This window comes from Acinetobacter sp. V102_4 (assembly GCF_031799005.1).
In the GTDB taxonomy this organism is placed as follows: domain Bacteria; phylum Pseudomonadota; class Gammaproteobacteria; order Pseudomonadales; family Moraxellaceae; genus Acinetobacter; species Acinetobacter calcoaceticus.
In genome coordinates, this window is the sequence record NZ_JAVQNR010000035.1 from 166,673 (window position 1) to 186,251 (window position 19,579).

Genomic DNA, 19,579 nt, shown 5'->3' on the forward strand with positions numbered 1-19,579 from the left:
TATTTTAATATTAAAATTTATTATTAACTCACCTCATCTTTTATGTTTAAAAATGTTATTCAAAATAACCATTATTTTTATTCCATTGATTTTAAATATGTTTGAAGATTTACTTCATCACTAGTGACAAATTGCACAACTTGACACCAAATAGCAAAAAATTAAATACTCTTTCTCAATTATGTGCTTTGACTCACATAATCAATAAATAGCAATAACAATATCTCAAACAAATCACATGGAAATAGATTATGTTTATTAAAAGTATTTTATCTTCGATTACTAATATTATCCCACTTCCTGAAAATAGTAACACAAGCAGTAATTTAGGTAATGGCTCGGGTGATGGCCTACTTAATGGAATAGCTTCCGGAAATGGTGAACACAACTATGGAATTGGTAATGGTATAGGTGATGACGCAAGTATTACCGCACCAATTACTATTCCTCTCAACCTCTCTGGCAACTCAATTACACTCATAGGTAATTCATCTTCAAGTTCAGTTAACACCTCTCCGACAACAACCTCAAATACAGTCAACGACAACGACACCACTAATAATGGCAATGGTTCTACCTCTGGTGGCGGCGCAGGTAACGGCTCTGGCGATGGTCTTTTAAACGGCGCGGCCTCTGGTAATGGCGAACAAAACTTTGGGATTGGTAATGGCATTGCCGATGACGCAAGCATTACTGCCCCACTTTCAATTCCAATTAACCTTGCGGGCAACTCAATTACACTCATTGGAGACTCATCCGCAAGCTCGGTTAATAACTCATCAACCAACACATCGAACACCGTTAATGACAACGACACCACTGATAACGGCAATGGCTCAGGTGCAGGTAATGGTTCTGGCGATGGTTTACTAAATGGAATTGCCTCTGGAAACGGTGAGCATAATTACGGTATCGGAAATGGCATTGCTGATGACGCAAGCATCACTGCCCCAATTACCATTCCCCTCAACCTTTCTGGTAATTCAATTACCTTAATTGGTAATTCATCTTCTAGTTCAGTGAACACCTCACCAACCACGACTTCAAACACTGTTAACGACAATGACGTGACGAATAACGGTAATGATGATAGTGGCGTGAGTGCTCTTGGTGGATCTGGCAACAGTTCAGGTGATGGTGCAGGCAATGGCCCCGCTTCTGGTAATGGTGAACATAACTATGGCATTGGCAATGGTAACGGCGACGATGTTGATATCACCGCTCCTATTACTGGCGTTCTAAACCTGTCTGGAAACTCATTTACTTTAATTGGTGATTCTTCATCAAGTTCAGTCAATACTGCCCCAACCACAACTTCAAATACTGTTAACGACAATGACACCATTGATAATGGTAATAGTGGCGGCACAGGTAGCAGTTCTGGAAATGGTTCTGGCGATGGACTATTAAACGGTGCGGCTTCTGGCAATGGCGAACACAACTACGGTATTGGCAATGGAAACGGTGATGATGTAGATATTACCGCGCCAATTACAGGTGTTTTAAACTTCTCAGGTAATTCTTTCTCGCTCATTGGCAATTCATCTTCTAGTTCAGTTAATACGGCCCCAACTACCACGAGCAACACGGTTAATGACAATGACGTGACTGATAATGGAAATGATGGAGGTGCTCTAGGTGTTGGCGGAAGTTCTGGAAACGGAGCTGGAGATGGCCTACTCAATGGTGCAGCCTCTGGCAATGGCGAACACAACTACGGCATTGGTAATGGAAACGGTGACGATGCAGATTTCACATTCCCTCTCACTGGTGTATTGAACTTTTCTGGAAACTCACTTTCAGGTTTCGGCAGTTCATCTAGTGACTCGGTAAATATTGCTCCAACCACCACAACAAACACAGTCAATGACAATGACACTATTGATAATGCCAACACAGGCGGCCTTGGTGATGGTTCGGGCAATGGCTCTGGCGATGGTCTGTTAAACGGTGCGGCCTCTGGTAATGGTGAACATAACTATGGCATTGGCAACGGAAATGGTGACGATGCAGACTTTACGCTTCCATTTACTGGCAGTTTAAACATTTTGGGTAATGCCCTATCAGGAGCAGGCGGTTCTTCGACAGACTCTATTAATATTTCACCAACAACCACTTCAAATACAGTCAATGACAACGACACGACCAATAACGGCAACACAACAGGCGGCTTGATTGGTTCGGATGGTTCTGGCAACGGCTCTGGTGATGGCCTATTAAATGGCATTTTAGCAGGTAACGGTGAACATAATTACGGCATTGGCAACGGTAATGGCGATGATGTTGACGTTACTGCCCCTATCACAACGCCAATCAATGTATTAGGTAACTCTTTCTCATTTATTGGCGGTGATGGAGACATCCTAAGCCCAATTACTGGAATTATTGGTGGCATTGGTGGTATCGGTGGCGATCTAGGTGATAACCCAATCACAGGCCTTATTCAAAGTGGCATTGATATTCTACAAGGCGCGGAAAGTCTAAAAACCAGTCTGATCAATGGCGGTATTGATACGGTTGCCAGAACAATTATTGGTGTATTCCCTGATGCAGAGCATCCTGTCGGTGATTTTGCTGACCTTGGAAAACTGATTTTTGAAACTTCTCGCGACAGTGTTAACGGTACGCTTGAAGCCATTTCTGACCTTGCAGGCGCCGACCTAGATGGGGCAAGCGGTTCAATCACGGGTGTAGTTACTACTCTGATTACAAATGGTTCAACGGCTTCTACAATTATTCAGCATATTGTAGGTGATGACCTTGTGACTGAAAATGGTGGTCTATTGGGCTCAATCACCACTATTATTGGTGACATTGATAGTGGAGACGGTGGTTTCTTGGGTGGTCTGGATGGAATAATTTCTATCGACAATGGCAGCTCTGACGAAAACAGCCTTAGTATCGATACTATTTTAGGAAATATTCTCGGCTCGGTAGGTTCGAATGAAGGTATTGCTGTGGGTGAACCTGACCCAACTGGCGGTAGTTTGATTCATACGATTTCTTTCACATCGGTAAACCAATTAACTGACCAACTTTTAAATGCTTTACCAACAGTCTAATTTATTGGTAAACACCTAAGTAATTTAGAAGGCACCTTTCAAATCTCGTGTTTGGAAGGTGTTTTTATTTAGAGAACATTTCACTGTAATGCGTGAAAGTACTCATGTTTATATATCATTAGGCTAGATCCAAATAACCAAATACAGCCTTTTCAACTCACTGCTGTAAAGAAAAGAACTTTTTTAAAACTCGCAAGATGTCATAATTTCTTAAATATAATCAATCTTTTCCCGAGTACAAAACTGAGCCGACTAAAACCGCTTGTCCGGCAATGCTGACATGTAATATTGAATCTGTTTTCTCAACTGTCACTAGAACTCGCCCTGGTTTTTCTATTGCGAGGCCTTGATACCCCCAATAACTTACTTTCTGGTCACATTCGATTAAATCGTAGTGAACAAGGTACGCTCCTGCTGGACCATTTGCATTACCAGTTACAGGATCTTCATTAATACCGATTGCAGGTGCGAACATTCGACCATAGGTAATAGGTTCTTGCTTACTACCTTCCAAGACAAATGGGAAAAAACCATTGCAACCTATTTCAGCGCTAATAGCTTTCAGTTTTTCATTGTTTGGAATTAATCCATCAAGCTTACTTCTGCTCCGCATTGGCACCATCACCTTGGAATGCCCGGTCGTGACAACTTGTATTGGCAAGTCAGCAAAATCACTTTCGCTCACACCCAGTGCGCTTGCAAGTTCACTCTGTTGATTCGCACTAAAAGGTGGTAAAAACTCTACGCGACCTTGAGTCATTTTTACCAATAACGCTTCTGGACTTCCAAATATTGAAACGGGTAAATGACCAGCCCCCGTTTTTGCGATTAATGGATAGTCTGATTGGTGGCCTGTAGTTGCACGTAAAAAATGAGTGGCGATCGTCGCATGTCCACAGATCGGGACTTCATTTGTTGGCGTAAAATATCGAACATGTATGTCATGGCTTTGATCTTTAGGTGACAAAACAAAGGCAGTTTCTGAATACCCTGTGAATGCAGCAATATCTTGCATCTCTTGAGTTGTAAGATGGTCAGCGTCTAGAACAACTCCCGCTCGATTTCCTGTATTTGGTTTGGTAGTAAATGCATCAACCACATAAATGGTCGTCATGGCACGACTCCTCTGTTGTTAAAATAGTGATCTCAGAAATAGCTCTCGCCATAACCAGAAAATCTTATTTAATTGCAGCAAAACATGTCATAGCTCTAAAAGGTTTATAGTCGCCTCATATAATGATTTTTTGAGTCTTTGTAGTGGTTGTTTGAATTGTATAAATCTAAACATCGGAGATACTATAGTTTTTATTGAAAACGCATTTTTTAAATATGGAAAGGTATGAACTGGGACGATACTAAAATTTTGTTAGCTATTGGCCGGACTGGCGGGTTGAGCCGCAGTGCAAAATTGCTTGGTATCAGTGTTTCTACAGTACATCGCAGAGCCGTTGAACTGGAGAAAAGTCTCAATGCGACTCTTTTTTCCCGAGACAATGATGGCTATACACTTACCCACGTTGGAAAACATTTTTTTTCTTTGGCTGAAAAAGCAGAAGAGCATTTAATAGCGATGGAACGTTACAACGATCAAGGACAACAATCATTGTTCCGTATTGCTTTACCTGAGTTAATTGGGCAGCAGTTGCTCCAATCAAAGCTAACAGCATTGCAACTGAAGCACCCAGATTTACAATTAGAAATCTCAACGAGTGTCGTTCCTGTTGATTTTTCCCGACGGGAAGCTGATATTATTCTTCGACTTGTTCGTCCAGAAAGCGGGCGTTACATTATTCGGCGACTTGGCAAACTGGAGTATGGTCTTTATTGTAGTCAAGATTATCTCGCCAGTTTCACAGAGCATACTGAAACGGATGATTTATTGAATCATCGTATAATCGGTTGGGACCGAAGCCTTCAATATACTTTCTTAGCACAATGGATGCGTGAACTCACCCAAGATGCATCCCCTGCCTTATCTTTTGATAACATGCACTCGCAACTACGAGCAGTCATTGAAGGACAAGGAGTTACAGCTCTACCTTGTTTTGTTGCCAAGGCTTCGGGTTTAGTGCCAATACTACCTGAGCAAACTTTAAAACAAGATGTCTGGTTAATGCGTCATTTAGATACTAAGAAAAGTGACTATTCAACGTTGATTAGTGAAACGATTGAAAAAGAACTACAAGAATATCTGTTGTGATAGATTGTTTGCTTGACTCAGACTGATAAAAAGAGGAAGAGAGAACGCACAAAATTTTCTTCGTAATCGTCAAATTAGATACGGAAACTATCGGTTACCCTCTAATTCACTATAGATAGTTTGTAGGCACCCATATCCTAGGAAAGTTTTAGTGTAAGACTTGACTCCTATCCCACCTCAACACTCATAGATTTCCCACTTATATACTAAATAAAAATATTTTAAAGAAGAATCACTTAAATCTAGAAATTTTAAAATCAAATATATAAATCAAAAAAAACTAAATACTAATTTTTAGTATATACAAAAATAAATATCTTTTAATATTCAAACCTAACAACCACAAGCCCAAAACATGTTATAGATAAGGAGAGCTGGAGCCCCTATAGGATAGGTATCACGATCTAGAACTTTATATAGCCTAGTCTTATATTTTATAATTAGTATTTTTTCTTTTCGATCAACTACCAAACCAACTCGATAAACAAAATAAAGAGAATCATTATTATTTATTCGCCTAAAGACAAATTGTACTGAATCCTCTTTTTGAATTTTTGAATGATCAATTACTATAAAACCATTACATATAGGACACTTCCATTTATCTAAATCAATACCAATATGCATATTTAAGTTTACCACATCATATAAATTAAGATTGTGCTACAAAACATACATAACAATATCAACAGAAAAATAAAAACATCAATATGAATTTAATTTTAAAAATAAAATTCAATTTAGTAAGTATTAAATTAAAGATTTAAACATAATTTAATACATAAAAAACAGCCAAACTAAAAAAATAATTTATTATTAAACCCCAATATTAATAATTATAATTACTCACTAGATTTTTCAATTATTCTTTGTATCACAGTTCTCGACACAGCAAGATCCTTAGCTAAAGAATATACACTAAATCCTTTTTTAAATTTATTAATAACTTCTTGTTTTTGATCATTCGTTAATTTTTCAGGTCTACCTACTTTCTTAGATAATTTATATTTTTTGTCCGCAGTTTGATCAGACAAGAAAAGTTTTTCAAAACCGATACAAATTCCTATAAAATGAATTAAATTTTCTTTAATATCTCCTTTTAATTCATTATTCATATAACCCAATATAATCAATTTAATTTTTTTCTTTCAATTAAAATAATTGTTGATAATATTTCTTTAAAGCTATTTCCTAAACAGTCAATACCTTTGACAATTAAAAAGTCATCCTCTTCCAAAGAATAATTAATTAAATTAAAAAACATAGACCTTAAACTAATAGATTTATCAACTGAGACCAACTCTAGAACTACTCTAGTATCTTGAATTTTATGATTAAAATCATTTAACATTGAAATAAAAAATTCTTTTTCTTTATCAAAGTCATCAAGATTAGAATTAATTCGCATATAAGCATAAGTACGCATGCTTCCCCCGTCCTTGGAATTATGTGAAGTACATTCCAAATGTATGTTCAAATCAAAAATTTGGTTCTAGACACTTTTAGAGCTTCACTTATTGTTTTTTATATATAATTAATATCTTAAATTTATATTTTTTTATATTAATATAAATATTTTTATATTTCCACCCATTAAATAACATAAATATATAATATTAAAAAACATTATATAAATAACAAAAAGATACCCTGAGAAGTTAATTATTATTTTCAGATTTAGATATCATTAATAAAAATTAGCAATAAACTTTAAATATAATAGCTATAAAAATCAATTTTAAATAACAAAGTATCTTTATATATATATAACAATAAGCCAGATACTCTTTACAATAAATTATCCAAAATTGTTTTAAACCTATGTATTTAATTTTTCATAAATTTATACACACAACCCCAAACAAAATAAAAACAAAAAATAAATTAATAAAAATCAACTACATACATCAATTACAAATAATCACATTAGCAATAACTTATTGTTTTTTTATTTTCCACCTACTTAAATTAATTTAATTAAACAATAAAACTAGATTTTAATATAATATTTATATTAGATTCAGAAATATTCAAATTAAAGGGCTAATTCAAGATGGAAAATATCATACAAAAAAAATCAATAAAGTTATTAACTAATATAATTGTGAAAGTTAATAAAAGTTAGAAGTAAGTAGTTATTTAACTATGTATTTAATTGATATGTTTTAAACACTGTATAGTACACTTTTGTGATTTAGTTCATGTTTTTTTTAAAAAAATAAGATGCTAAGATTTGTTTTGTTTTTGTTTCATTTTGGTGTTTTAATATGCGTACATATGCCTATGTTAGAATAGAGCCTAATTTGCAATTTGAATTTTCTAGGTATATCTCTTTTTTTAGTGAGTATGGCTATAAAATCCAAAAGAATAGATTAGTAGTAGAAGAAGTATCAGTTAATAAATCTATTGCTTATAGAGATAAATTTCTGAATTTAATAAGCTATTCTTTAGAGGAAGGAGATATTTTAGTGATAAAAAGCATGGATTGCTTGGGCAATAGTTTTGAAGAAATTTTAGGAATAGTTGATAAAATTGATCAGAAAAAAATTCGATTAATATGCTTAGACTATTCTAAAAATGAAATTAATGGTGACTTGAAAATTTTCTTTCTCCATTTTCTCAAATTATCAGCCGAATTTGAGAAATTGTTCAAGTCTGACAATAAGAAGTTCAAGGATCACAAACCAGCAAGAAAAGTTGGTCGGCCAGAAATATTAAATAATGAACAAAAAAATAGAGTGATTGAATTATTTAAGAAAGGCTACAGCGTATATTCACTCGCTAAAGAATTTTCAGTTACAAGAACAGTAATTCAGCGAATTTTAAATAATGCAACGAAAAGTAATGTATTGTAATTATTAAAATTTTTAACTTTGCATCCTATTACATACACATGGAATAATATAACAAGGAAGAGTAATGAACAATACAGTATTAAACCGCTAAGCAAAATTAACTCGAGATACTATTAAATCCCAAGCAATGATAAAATAAGTTATTGAAATTTAAACACATATTCAAAATATATTTTATGCTTGAAATTTAGATGTCGACCATTATAGATTAAATTACTTTTTCCATACGATTCGTTAAAAGTAATTTTATACTTTTATTATGATTGCTCAACAAATTAAATAATATTTATTTTCAATAGTTTGCAAAAAAAAATTATATAAAAATATAATTTATATATATTTACTATTGATTATATTATATTTAGATCGTAGAGTTTTCCTTGAATTAAAATGATTTTATTTTCAAGAAAAACTTGACAGTATAGATCTATTTTAAACAATTGATTAACAATTCAACCATTTGAAATTTATAAATTTCAGCTTTCAACAAAAGCAATTCATGCTTTTACAGGCTCTATTATGAATAGTTTATTTATTTTAAAATATGATAAATATTTAATATGAATGATATTTTTTTGAATTTCTCAATAGGCTCAGCAACAGGTAAGATTTATATTCCGACAGGAACTGGACCTTTTCCAACAATTATTATTTTTGATACAGGTTTAATAAAAATCACAGAAACTTATGCTACTTTCTATGCAAAAAAAATGAAAGAAATAGGTTTTTCTGTTTTTATAATAAAATTAAACTTAAATAAAAAAAATGAAATTGGTTCAACAATAGAATATATTTTAAGCCGAGAGGAGGTAAATAGTAATAAGATATACTTAATAGAAATTGAAAAAAATAATCTGATAGATTTCAATATGGAATCATATAAAAATTATTTTCAAGCTATTACTTCAATTAATTGCTTTAGTTTAAATAGTTAACATATTTAAAGAGAACTTTTTTAAAATTACTTGAATGATTTATAGAGAGACTAAGCTACTAAAACTTAGTCTATTTTTATGTACTTAATTATCAAAAACCATGACTAACAGATGATTTAGAAACATAAATTGAATTTTGTGGGTTTGCATCTTCTACCCAACATGATTTAGAGACATTAATCTCCTCGCCACTTACTAAAGTAAGCTTTGTCTGTTTCACATCGCTAGTAGCATTACTCGCAGCATAGTAATGATGCTTATCACAAATCACTGTCTTCTTATGATTACTTGCATACTGAGTAGCTTTATCTGCTGTAACCTCACCCGTACCTAAACTAGGGTGGCCTGATTTTTCTGCTATTAAATACAATTTATGGCTAGCAATGGTATTAATAGAAGCTGGCGAATAAACAAATTGATGTCCATATGGCTGATTCGCACATCCAGCCAAGATGAGTGTTAATGAAAATACGATTTGAGTTAGAATTAAATTCTTCATTAATTTTAATCCTCATGTTAAATATATAAACATCCATTTTTATAAAACCCATCTTAAATTAAAATTTATAGAATTAGGATCATTAATAATAGATATATCATTAAAATAAGTTTAAGTGAAATTTGACTTTACATTCTTAAATTAGAATCAAAAAATCAATATGATTTTAAATTCTTTATTAATCAAGAAGAGTCCACATCCTAAGAGGTTGTGGACTTAGTGAATATCACTCAAACCTGAAATACGAGGATGATTATGTAATATGTATCCTCAAGATTATATTTACATGAGAATCCACCACTATCAATTACAAATTAATTAAGTTAAAAATATTTTTTTCTAGGTTAAAAAATATCCTTAATTTACATACAGTAAGCTCACTCATAATTTAAAAAATGTTTTAAATACACTCTTTTTAAGTCAATTTTCAATCAAAAAAGTACTAAATTTTTAAGATTTTAAATAACTACACTTTTATAAACATATTAAAAATTATAATAATAAAACCTATTTTATAATATTTATATCTAAGATTAGTTAAATATTGGTGATTTATTATTTAAAGGTTTAATAAAATAAACTATAGGCACCAAGAATTACAAAGCTAAAAAACCCTTCTCATCAGAATTTAGTTTTATCCCTGATTCTATGATTGTTTTTTTAAGACAGTTAATGATTATTGCAGAGTTATAAAAATTATTATATCTATTTAATGGAAGTAATACATTTCGGTCACTTGCTGCTAATGATAAATTTGATAAAAAATTTCTCATGAACATATAGCCAGAGAAAGAATTATCTTTAAAAACTAAGCTACCATCAACATACGTACGCTTTATTATGCTATCTGGTAAATTCAATTGACTGTCATCCTTTTTAGCCAAAAAAGCTAATCTATACCACAACTTATTATAAGGTACTTGGTAAATATTATTTTGTAAATTGCTGCTATTTGTTGGTAAAAGAACTCTCCCCTTTGTGTCAATGTCATCTTTTCTTAATAATCTTTCTGACCAGTTTGCCATACCTTCAAGATACCAACTTGGTTTTAATGGACTATAACCATATTGATAAAGATGAAATATCTCATGGGCAACAACTGTCCAATAATTTCCCGGAAAGTTTTTTAATCTACTATTTAATTTAATCAACAAAGCCTTGTTTCTTTTAGGTCCATCAAAACTGTATACATAGGGTTTATCATAGGCAATACCATTATAATTTATACTAACCACATGAATATCAATATAATTTACTTCAGAATTATACCTAGGGCTCTTGATAGGATTAACAAAACCTAGATAGTCAAGTGCATCTATAGTTGCATTAGCTTGAATTGCAATGTTTTCTATATAATCTGGAATATTATTTTTATTAGCATCTATCTGCTCTATCTCATTCAGAGTATAGACGACCCTAATTTTCCCAGATTTATAATATTTTTTTTCGTCTTTTATAGTCATATTTTCTTTGACTCCAGCTAGACATACTAAGCTAAACGATGAGATCAAAAATAAGAAAATAATCTTTAATACATTATTTAAAAATAAGATTTTTCCATAGTTTAAAATTATTTTCATCATTGAATCTCCATACAGATCTAGCGCAGTTTTTATGGAATAAATTTATTTTTTCTCTATTACTTAATAATTCTACAGTAGTATTAATAAATTTTCCCGTATCATTATCCTCAATCAAATAACCATTATAGTCATTAATAATCATTTCACTCGGACCATAATCAATATCAAAAGAAATTACTGGACAATTATTCTTCAAAGAATCTAATATGGCCATACAAAATCCTTCGGATCCACTAGTAAACAACATGAGATCTGCATTTTTAAGTACAGAACTTACATCTGCAATGAATTCACGTAGTCGCACAATACCTTCCAAATTATTATTTTTTATAACTTTATTTAAATTTTCTTTCTCAGGCCCGAAGCCATAAATATCTAAGTTTGCTTGAGGAATTCTCTTATGAATCTCACTAAATAATTCAATAAGTAGATCTAACCGTTTTACTTTATCAAACCTTGCCAAACATACACATTGATATTCCTGTGGTGAAGTTAAACTATTTTCAAATGTTGTATTTTTATAAAAATGGGGGATAACTGTATAGTTAGAATAAGAACCAAATCTCTTGCTAAAATCTATTTTTTGTTTATCTGTTAGAAAAATGAGATGATCAATTTTATCTAAGTTCTCAATATAACTATTGTAGTGAGCATTAGGTTTTGAATCTTTTTCTCTAGCTTTTGAGTAATGTGCAGCATGAATAACCCCAATCACAGTAGAATTTTCTTTTTTATTCAAAAGTATGTTTTTTGCAAAAACTATAGCTCTATCAACAATATAAACCTTATGTTCATTCATATTAATTTTAGATAAAGTATATTCAAACAATTCAATTTCTGAATTAAACTTTCGTGAAATTATACCCTCCTCTCCATATAGATATAAACTAATTATCTTTCCTTCCTTATTATAATTTCTTGATAGAACAAGATGATTATTAATGTCATAGAAGTCTTCTGTAATAACTAATCTATTACTATCTAAGACTTGTGATGAGCTCAAAATTCCCTTTTCATTAAATTTCAATCTTTTAACTATTTGTCCAGATTCAAAAATATTTATATGACTTAAAAGCCCTTGCTTGTTTTTAACATAATATTTACAAAGTTTATTTTTATCATCAAAGACCTTAACATTTCCTAGATTATCATTTTCAATGTTTTCTTCTTCGGTGGAAAATTTATAACTATTTCCATGCTCAAGATCAACTGAAAATTCATTTTTTTGATAATAAGAATATAAATTTAAGAAATTAATATTTTTATTTACTTCTAGATCTAACAGTCCACTTAAATATAAATCCTTATAAAGTACATTAATCATAGGATTATAAGAAAGAGTACATATATTTACTTTAATTCCATTCCTACTAAATAAATCTGCTCTTTTAATCAGTGCAATTAATAGACCATTTTTTTCCTGCTTAATTGCAGGATAAAGCATATATATACCCTTTTCCTGTAACATTATAATTCTCTTATCTTAAATTGATAGGTAAAAAGTTATTCTTGAAAGGTGGTTTTGCATTTTCTTGTAACCACTCATAATAATCAACCTGAGCTTTTGCTACAGGATAAGCCATAAATCCAATTCCTGGACCTGCATTGACCTCAAATATAGCAATGTTCCCTTCCTGATCAATGCCTAAATCTAAACCTAATGAGTCTAAGCGCCATGCATATTGCTTTTGGAAAGCCAGAGGGAATTTTTCGAAAATTTTCTTTATACTTTTATTAATTTTCTCAAATGAATTTGGATAATATTGCTCTAAAAACATTTTTTCACGCGTAGTGATTAATGCTCCTTGCATACCATTCGTAATATCAATATTTTTATTGATATTTACATAGGGAAAGAATTTTATTAACTTCCACTTACCACCCGCTCCTCTACTAATTTGCATGCGAAAAACTGTATTGAGTGAATTATTTGTACAACTATTAAAATACTTACTTAGGGAATAACCTTTATTCTTAATATCTTTATCAAAAAAATGTCTAAGTTCATTTTTATTAAATTCATTTTTTTTATCTAACTGCTTTACAATATATTTTTTATCTAAGAACTCTACAGAAAAAATTCCTTTCCCCTGATTACTTGATAAGGGCTTTAATATCACTTTCTTATATTTTTGAATTGCATTCAAAAGATCATCAAATTCTTTACAGTCTTCAACACTTATCAAGAATTCATTGATATCTTCAATTTTTTTTAATTTTAGGTCAACATTCTTTTTTGTTCCAATTCTATTTGATGTAAAAGGAATTTTTTCTGCTAATTTTAGATATATTTCCTTATCCTCCGCCTTAACAGCTAGCCTATTTTGAATTACATGAGGAAAGTTAAATTCTTTTTCTAAAACTTTTCCATTTAATATAGTCTTGCCTACTATCTTTTCAGTTTCAAAACATACATCTTTTGCTGTAAAAACATAAGCTTCATGCCCTCGGCTTTGGGCAACAATAATGAAGATTTCCTCTACATCAGTTAAGTTTTTTGCTGGTTTTAAAATTCCAAATATAGACATTATATTACTCCAATTAAATCATTAATCATTTCTTGATCAATCAATCTACTGTGATCATCTTTTGAATACCCTAGGCAAGCAATAAGATATTTATTGCGTATTTTTACTATCTGTACACTATTAAATACATTTGGAAAAAGTGTTCCTGTTTTAATAAATGTTTTCTCATTTGAATCAAAATCAATATTGATATAATTCTTATTCCGTTGAACAACGATACTTTGATGAGGATAAAATAAGAAAGATTCTATTTTTTTATTTTCCAATATATTAAGAACTAATTTCAATAAATCATTAACAGTTGTATATTGTTTACTTTCATATAAGCCATGTGAATTTACAATATTTGTAAGCTTCATCCCAATTCTATTTATTACTTTTCTTGCATGTTCCTCATAAGGAACATTCGTTTTTTCTTCAATTACTTCCTTTAATACTTCAGCACTCGTATTACTTGACTTAAACATCATATTTTTAAGTAAGTCATTAATTGTTATAAGATCATTCTCCAACAAGTTATAACCACTTCCAACTATTAAATTATTTTTTTTAATTTTAACAATTTCTCTTAAAGAAATATTTAAATCAAAAACCAAAAACAATGTTAATAACTTTACAACAGACCCTGGTACAATTTTTATATTTTTACTCTTAGAATAAACTTCAATGCTGTGCTCTTCATCAACAATAAAGATTGACAATGACTTAGCCGAGATTTTCTCAATTTTTTTCATAATTGAATTAAATTCGATTAATCCTATTACTTTATTTTCTACATTTATAATAGTGTTCATACTTTACTCCACTATTAACTTTTTCAATTTCATTTTTTCTAAATTATTTTTTTTCAAATCAAATTCAATTAAAAACTGTTGAATATTATCTATTTCTAGATTTTGAATATCTGAAAATCCATATTCCCACCATTTTGATTTTAGTAACTGGTTAATAGTATCTTTATCAAATCTGTATTTTATAATTTTTGCAGGATTGCCACCGACAATTGCATAAGGAGGTACATCTTTTGTAACGACTGAATTTGCTGCAATTACAGCTCCATTTCCAATAGTTATCGTTGGCTTTAACAACGCTCTTGCCCCTATCCAAACATCATGCCCAATATCCAGTCCTTTTAATTCAGGATTATTTGGTAACCTTCGAGCATTTTGATCCACCTTATTTATTTCTAAATATTTTTGATAAATTATAAAATTTCGATCATATGTTGTTGCTGAGGTTGTAAGCCATTCATGAGGATGCCTTAAACCAAGTACTCTTACTCCTTCTGCTATGGAGCAATACCGACCCACTTTAGTCGTAATTGGCAATAGAGACCAACTATAAGAAAATGCGCCCATACTCCAAATGTTGTTACCGACTAAAAATGCACAAAAAGGTTCAATTTCTACTTTTTCTAAAAAATTAATAAAATCTTCATCAAGAAATCTTGAGTTACCATTACGAGTAAAAAATATATTATTTTCACCCATGGTTTCTTTTAGCTCTATATATTGTCTTTTCATATATCACTCAAAATAGTTATAAAAAGCTACTAAACCAGATAAATTATGCTCTTGATCATCTATTCGTGCTCTAAAACGATCATGTCTAACAAAGAATGCATTCTTAACTTTATCTGGCCTAGCCATATACATTGCTAATTCTGGATAAAAGAAACCGGTAGAACACTGAAACTCAACTCTATATTTAATTAATTCTTTTAACTCATCAAATTTAGCTTCATTAAACAACTCTAGATAATTATTATCTCGCATATATAAAACCATTTTATATGCTGACATCATCATTTCTAAAAATGTTGCATAAGCAGTTTTTCTATTTTTAATAAACTCCATGTGATTTAGATAATTATTCATTCCAAATCTGAAATATTTTTCTTCAGGGCATTTTTTTGTTAATTCATTTGTACAATAACTTAACCAATGGTCATGATAATTATCATATTTTTTAACAATAAAATTGTTAAACATTAGTTTAACAGTATCTAGTAAATCTTTATTTTTATTAATCTGATATAAACGTAAAAGCCCTAAAGCAGCTTCACCATCATAATATACAATTCTAAATTTCTCTTTTACACTTAATGAAGGATAATTTAAAATATGACTAGTTTGTCCATGTTCATCAATCATATATTGTATCCCCTTTGCTAGCATTTCAGCATTTTTAAGATACTTATCATTACCAGTTATTTCCTGATATTTAGCAAGCATAAAAATTGCAGTTGCATTTGAACCTAATTTTATTTCTAAATCTTGCTCTCCATCAATCATAAATCCTTTTTCTTCTATAATTTTATAAAATTTCTGAAATGCATACTCCATAGATCTTTCAATTTTATCTAAATATTTTTTATTAAAATCTACTTCTAATGTTTCTAACAAGGCATATAAAGATGTACAATGCCGGACTGTATTATAGCTTTTAATCTCTCTGTCATAAGCAGGAAAATAACCATAAATAAAGCGACCATCATCCATAATTTGATTATACAAAAACTCGGCATTATTAATAATAATTTCTTTGATCTCAGCCTTACTAATTTTAGAATGACATCTTATTCCATTTGCTACACCTACAGTCTGCAAATCAATAAACACCCCATTTTCATAAAAAGCAGCTATAGTGTCAAAAACCCACACTTTTTTTATATCATTCAATTTAAAGTACTTAGTAATATTTTTATATTTTGCTTTTATCGCATCATTAAGATTCTTTTCATCAAAAAAATTAGGTTTATCAAATGAAATACCTTTTATAATAGCTTTACCATATATTTCTTGTTCTAAAAAACATAGATTAAACTTTCCATCAAAGCTGATACCTTTTCTATAATGATTATTATGCTCTTGATTTAAAATAGAGAACTCAACATCATCCCAGCTCTCTTCAGTGATATTATATGCAAGATCTATTTTAAAAAACTCAGGTAATCCTCTATTTTTAGAATATAAATTATCTAAAAAAGAATATATTCTCTTTAATACAGTATTAATATTTTCATCAAAAGTATTCCATACTTCACAGCGTTTTTTCTCATTTCCAACAGATAAGAAAACACATATACCTCCCTCACTTTCAGAATGGTTTTTCAATTGAATTAACAACCAATCTTTTAATTTTTTTTTGAATTCCTCAAATTTACTATAGGTATTAATTTCCATATTATCACTTTAAAAAATCTTTTAAGTTATTATAACATATCATATTTAATTTCAAAATTATTTAACAAAATAAAAAAGAGGATCCGTAGATCCTCTTTTTTCAAATAATCAAATTAAAATAATATTTGACTATTTTGCAGTAGTTCATCAATCGTAGTAGTAGTATTTTTAAGAGTTAAGATTTCTGTAGAATTATAAGATATTCCACTTCCATCTCTATCTATACTAATTACTGTATCTGCACCTACTTGAGTAGCAGTTACATATTGACCAATATTTGTATTATTAACAGACTGACCTGATAATAAAGTACTTATATCGATTTTATCTCCTTCTGCTTTATTAAAATCACTCCAGGTATCTGAACCATTTCCACCTGTAGAATCTGTAGCATTTAGAAGGTTGAATATAACTGTATCTGCACCAGTACCAGTTGTATAAACATCATTTCCTGATGTACCAGAAATTAAATCATTTCCAGTACCCGTTTCATAATGTCTACCCAAGTTAATTGTTAATGTAGCTACATTACTTTCATCGCCATTCGCAGCTATAAGTTTATAATTGAAACTTGTAGCTTGGCTTCCATCTGCGGTGGCATTTGGAGTAAAGGTATATGTACCATTAGCAGCAATATTTAATGTTCCATTACTGTAAACCAAAGTTTGACCAGTAGCTTCAACAAATACGCCAGCTGCATTTTCTACAAACAACTTGGTACCCACACCACCTGTCACATCAGTACCATTACCACTATCATCTGTAATTATGTTACCTGTTGCTGGAGTAAATTCTCCAGAAGCAGTAAATGCATCGTAATGTGTCAATGTTGGTTGAACTGAGGTTTGTACCGTAGTCGTATTAGTACCATTAACAAGGAATGACTCATTGCTTTCAGTACTTGTATAAACTACACGCCATTGTGTCGCCACACTATCCGCAGGTATTGAATAACTATTATCAATGATCGTAGCATTTGAACCACCTAGGAATGGATGGCTATAAGTTGTAGTTGGTGAAACATATACAGTTTGCCAGCTACCCCCTACCAATTTTTGTACGCTATAACCGAAGGTATCATTATTCGCGCCAGATGAATCAGTTGTAGTAACTTTGATAGATAAAACAGCTGAGGCATTTTTATCTACAGTAACAACATCTGAAGTATCTGTTCCAGGATTACGCGTATAAGTATAACCACCAAATAAGCTACCAGTACGAGTAACTGAAGCCGTCATTGAACCAAGATCTGCCGATTTTGTTTCAACAAAGTTTTTGTAATCTACTTGAGCACCATTGATATCATTAGTAGCAACTAAATCAACTGTACCATCCAAAGTAGGGTCAGCTGGCCAGTTAATGTCTACTTGAGAACTATCAATTCGGATATTGAGATTAGCTGTTGCTGTATTTCCATCAACATCTTGAATTGTATAAGTAAACGTATCAACTTTACCTACTGAGTTAGGAATTTCCGGATTTCTGATGTATTCATAATTCCCATCCTTATCAATATAGAGATCGCCATAAGCCCCTTCTATTTTTTGGAAACCATTATCAGATTGATTCACTGTTAATGTATTACCAGTCTCAGAAACTACTTGCGTAACGACTAATGGCAGACCTTCAGGATCGACATCCGCTACATCCCCCGGACCTTCAGGAACAATGACGTTACCACTTACAACAACCTCACCATAATCAGTTGCTACGCCACCTGATGGAATGGTTAAAGTTGGGAAGCCTAAACCTGTAAAGTTAAGCCCTTGGTCATTTGTCATGACAATGGCATATTTACCTTCAGGTAAGTCATTAATTGTAGTTCCACCTGTATAGAACCCTACAACTGCTGCAAAAGCAGTTCCAGCATTTGGAATATGCTCATAAAGCTCATATTCTCCTGTATTTTCATTTAGGCGAAGAACATCGAGGCCTAAACTCACAATACCCACACCAGCATATAAGCCACTGATATTTATATTAAAGTCATGCAATGTTCCTTGAGGAACTTCTACTTGCAACGCATTGTTCGCAGCCCATGTCCAATCCAAAATCAAACCATCATAAGAAGGTAAAACTACAGACGTCTTAGATTGTGTAGGTACTGAACTTGTCGTCGGATCAATATTGGCATCGAGCGTTGCCAAGTCATCATTCGCAACCAAGTCCGAGTCGCTGTCTGAATCAGAGTCGCTGTCTGAATCAGAGTCACTGTCAGAATCAGAGTCGCTATCAGAGTCAGAGTCGCTGTCAGAGTCCGAATCCGAGTCGCTGTCTGAATCAGAGTCGCTGTCTGAATCCGAGTCGCTGTCAGAATCAGAGTCGCTGTCAGAGTCAGAATCACTGTCAGAATCCGAATCGCTGTCAGAATCCGAGTCACTGTCAGAATCCGAATCGCTGTCAGAGTCAGAATCACTGTCCGAGTCAGAGTCACTGTCCGAATCAGAATCCGAGTCGCTGTCAGAGTCAGAATCGCTGTCTGAATCCGAGTCGCTGTCAGAATCCGAGTCGCTGTCAGAGTCAGAGTCGCTGTCAGAGTCAGAGTCGCTGTCAGAGTCACTGTCCGAGTCAGAGTCGCTGTCAGAGTCAGAGTCACTGTCCGAATCAGAGTCACTGTCCGAGTCAGAGTCGCTGTCAGAGTCACTGTCACTGTCCGAATCAGAGTCGCTGTCCGAATCCGAGTCGCTGTCAGAATCAGAATCGCTGTCAGAGTCAGAGTCGCTGTCAGAATC

General features: G+C 32.0%; 14 protein-coding genes and 2 pseudogenes. 4 read left to right on the forward strand and 12 right to left on the reverse strand.

What is annotated here, in order from left to right; all coding sequences use genetic code 11:
- Positions 1–251: 251 nt before the first annotated feature.
- Positions 252–3,062 carry a hypothetical protein gene (locus RMB13_RS07800; protein ID WP_311084868.1) on the forward strand — a complete coding sequence of 937 codons (2,811 nt, stop codon included), beginning with the start codon at positions 252–254 and terminating at the stop codon, positions 3,060–3,062.
- A 220-nt stretch (positions 3,063–3,282) separates the two neighbouring features.
- On the opposite strand, the gene RMB13_RS07805 is transcribed toward RMB13_RS07800, so the two are convergent.
- The gene (locus RMB13_RS07805) at positions 3,283–4,176 is read right to left on the reverse strand and encodes a PhzF family isomerase (protein ID WP_311084869.1); all 894 of its coding nucleotides are present in this window, start codon (positions 4,174–4,176) and stop codon (positions 3,283–3,285) included.
- Positions 4,177–4,401: 225 nt separating this feature from the next.
- Between RMB13_RS07805 and RMB13_RS07810 the strand changes: the two genes are divergently transcribed.
- Positions 4,402–5,262: a LysR family transcriptional regulator gene (locus RMB13_RS07810; protein WP_311084870.1), complete on the forward strand. Its 861-nt coding sequence runs from the start codon at positions 4,402–4,404 to the stop codon at positions 5,260–5,262.
- 333 nt (positions 5,263–5,595) lie between these two features.
- Here the strand turns inward: RMB13_RS07810 and RMB13_RS07815 are convergent, their stop codons facing one another.
- A complete protein-coding gene (locus RMB13_RS07815) occupies positions 5,596–5,889 on the reverse strand; it encodes a hypothetical protein (protein WP_311076606.1) in 294 nt (97 codons plus the stop codon).
- A gap of 215 nt (positions 5,890–6,104) precedes the next feature.
- Positions 6,105–6,688 (reverse strand): annotated as a pseudogene (locus RMB13_RS07820) (resolvase).
- An 841-nt stretch (positions 6,689–7,529) separates the two neighbouring features.
- Here RMB13_RS07820 and RMB13_RS07825 point away from each other — a divergent pair.
- Positions 7,530–8,117 (forward strand): recombinase family protein, encoded by a 588-nt coding sequence (locus RMB13_RS07825; protein WP_311076604.1) that lies wholly within the window; start codon positions 7,530–7,532, stop codon positions 8,115–8,117.
- Between the two features lie 560 nt (positions 8,118–8,677).
- Positions 8,678–9,052, forward strand: coding sequence for a hypothetical protein (locus RMB13_RS07830; protein ID WP_311076603.1), 375 nt, complete (start codon positions 8,678–8,680; stop codon positions 9,050–9,052).
- Positions 9,053–9,143: 91 nt separating this feature from the next.
- Here the strand turns inward: RMB13_RS07830 and RMB13_RS07835 are convergent, their stop codons facing one another.
- From RMB13_RS07835 to RMB13_RS21835, 9 genes and pseudogenes are all read right to left on the reverse strand, one after another.
- Entirely contained in the window at positions 9,144–9,551 is a 408-nt protein-coding gene (locus RMB13_RS07835) for a hypothetical protein (RefSeq protein ID WP_311084871.1), read from the reverse strand.
- Between the two features lie 596 nt (positions 9,552–10,147).
- Positions 10,148–11,134 (reverse strand): hypothetical protein, encoded by a 987-nt coding sequence (locus tag RMB13_RS07840; protein ID WP_311076601.1) that lies wholly within the window; start codon positions 11,132–11,134, stop codon positions 10,148–10,150.
- A complete protein-coding gene (locus RMB13_RS07845) occupies positions 11,088–12,602 on the reverse strand; it encodes a glycosyltransferase (protein ID WP_311084872.1) in 1,515 nt (504 codons plus the stop codon). Before RMB13_RS07845 ends, RMB13_RS07840 begins: the two co-directional genes overlap by 47 nt.
- A 10-nt stretch (positions 12,603–12,612) precedes the next feature.
- The gene (locus RMB13_RS07850; protein WP_311084873.1) at positions 12,613–13,662 is read right to left on the reverse strand and encodes a YheC/YheD family protein; all 1,050 of its coding nucleotides are present in this window, start codon (positions 13,660–13,662) and stop codon (positions 12,613–12,615) included.
- Positions 13,662–14,456, reverse strand: a complete 795-nt coding sequence (locus RMB13_RS07855) for a serine hydrolase (protein ID WP_311076598.1) — start codon at positions 14,454–14,456, stop codon at positions 13,662–13,664. The genes RMB13_RS07850 and RMB13_RS07855 overlap by 1 nt, the downstream gene beginning before the upstream one ends.
- Before the next feature lie 3 nt (positions 14,457–14,459).
- A complete protein-coding gene (locus RMB13_RS07860) occupies positions 14,460–15,185 on the reverse strand; it encodes a CatB-related O-acetyltransferase (protein WP_311076597.1) in 726 nt (241 codons plus the stop codon).
- 3 nt (positions 15,186–15,188) lie between these two features.
- Positions 15,189–16,847: a poly alpha-glucosyltransferase gene (locus RMB13_RS07865; RefSeq protein ID WP_311084874.1), complete on the reverse strand. Its 1,659-nt coding sequence runs from the start codon at positions 16,845–16,847 to the stop codon at positions 15,189–15,191.
- Positions 16,848–16,960: 113 nt separating this feature from the next.
- Positions 16,961–19,012 (reverse strand): BapA/Bap/LapF family large adhesin, encoded by a 2,052-nt coding sequence (locus RMB13_RS07870; RefSeq protein ID WP_311084875.1) that lies wholly within the window; start codon positions 19,010–19,012, stop codon positions 16,961–16,963.
- Positions 19,013–19,284 (reverse strand): annotated as a pseudogene (locus RMB13_RS21835) (hypothetical protein); the annotation flags it as partial.
- Between the last annotated feature and the right edge of the window lie 295 nt (positions 19,285–19,579).

Coding starts and splice junctions, on each gene's coding strand:
- RMB13_RS07800 (WP_311084868.1), top strand. CDS start 252: ATGTTTATTAAAAGTATTTTATCTTCGATTACTAATATTATCCCACTT.
- RMB13_RS07805 (WP_311084869.1), bottom strand. CDS start 4,176: ATGACGACCATTTATGTGGTTGATGCATTTACTACCAAACCAAATACA.
- RMB13_RS07810 (WP_311084870.1), top strand. CDS start 4,402: ATGAACTGGGACGATACTAAAATTTTGTTAGCTATTGGCCGGACTGGC.
- RMB13_RS07815 (WP_311076606.1), bottom strand. CDS start 5,889: ATGCATATTGGTATTGATTTAGATAAATGGAAGTGTCCTATATGTAAT.
- RMB13_RS07825 (WP_311076604.1), top strand. CDS start 7,530: ATGCGTACATATGCCTATGTTAGAATAGAGCCTAATTTGCAATTTGAA.
- RMB13_RS07830 (WP_311076603.1), top strand. CDS start 8,678: ATGAATGATATTTTTTTGAATTTCTCAATAGGCTCAGCAACAGGTAAG.
- RMB13_RS07835 (WP_311084871.1), bottom strand. CDS start 9,551: ATGAAGAATTTAATTCTAACTCAAATCGTATTTTCATTAACACTCATC.
- RMB13_RS07840 (WP_311076601.1), bottom strand. CDS start 11,134: ATGATGAAAATAATTTTAAACTATGGAAAAATCTTATTTTTAAATAAT.
- RMB13_RS07845 (WP_311084872.1), bottom strand. CDS start 12,602: ATGTTACAGGAAAAGGGTATATATATGCTTTATCCTGCAATTAAGCAG.
- RMB13_RS07850 (WP_311084873.1), bottom strand. CDS start 13,662: ATGTCTATATTTGGAATTTTAAAACCAGCAAAAAACTTAACTGATGTA.
- RMB13_RS07855 (WP_311076598.1), bottom strand. CDS start 14,456: ATGAACACTATTATAAATGTAGAAAATAAAGTAATAGGATTAATCGAA.
- RMB13_RS07860 (WP_311076597.1), bottom strand. CDS start 15,185: ATGAAAAGACAATATATAGAGCTAAAAGAAACCATGGGTGAAAATAAT.
- RMB13_RS07865 (WP_311084874.1), bottom strand. CDS start 16,847: ATGGAAATTAATACCTATAGTAAATTTGAGGAATTCAAAAAAAAATTA.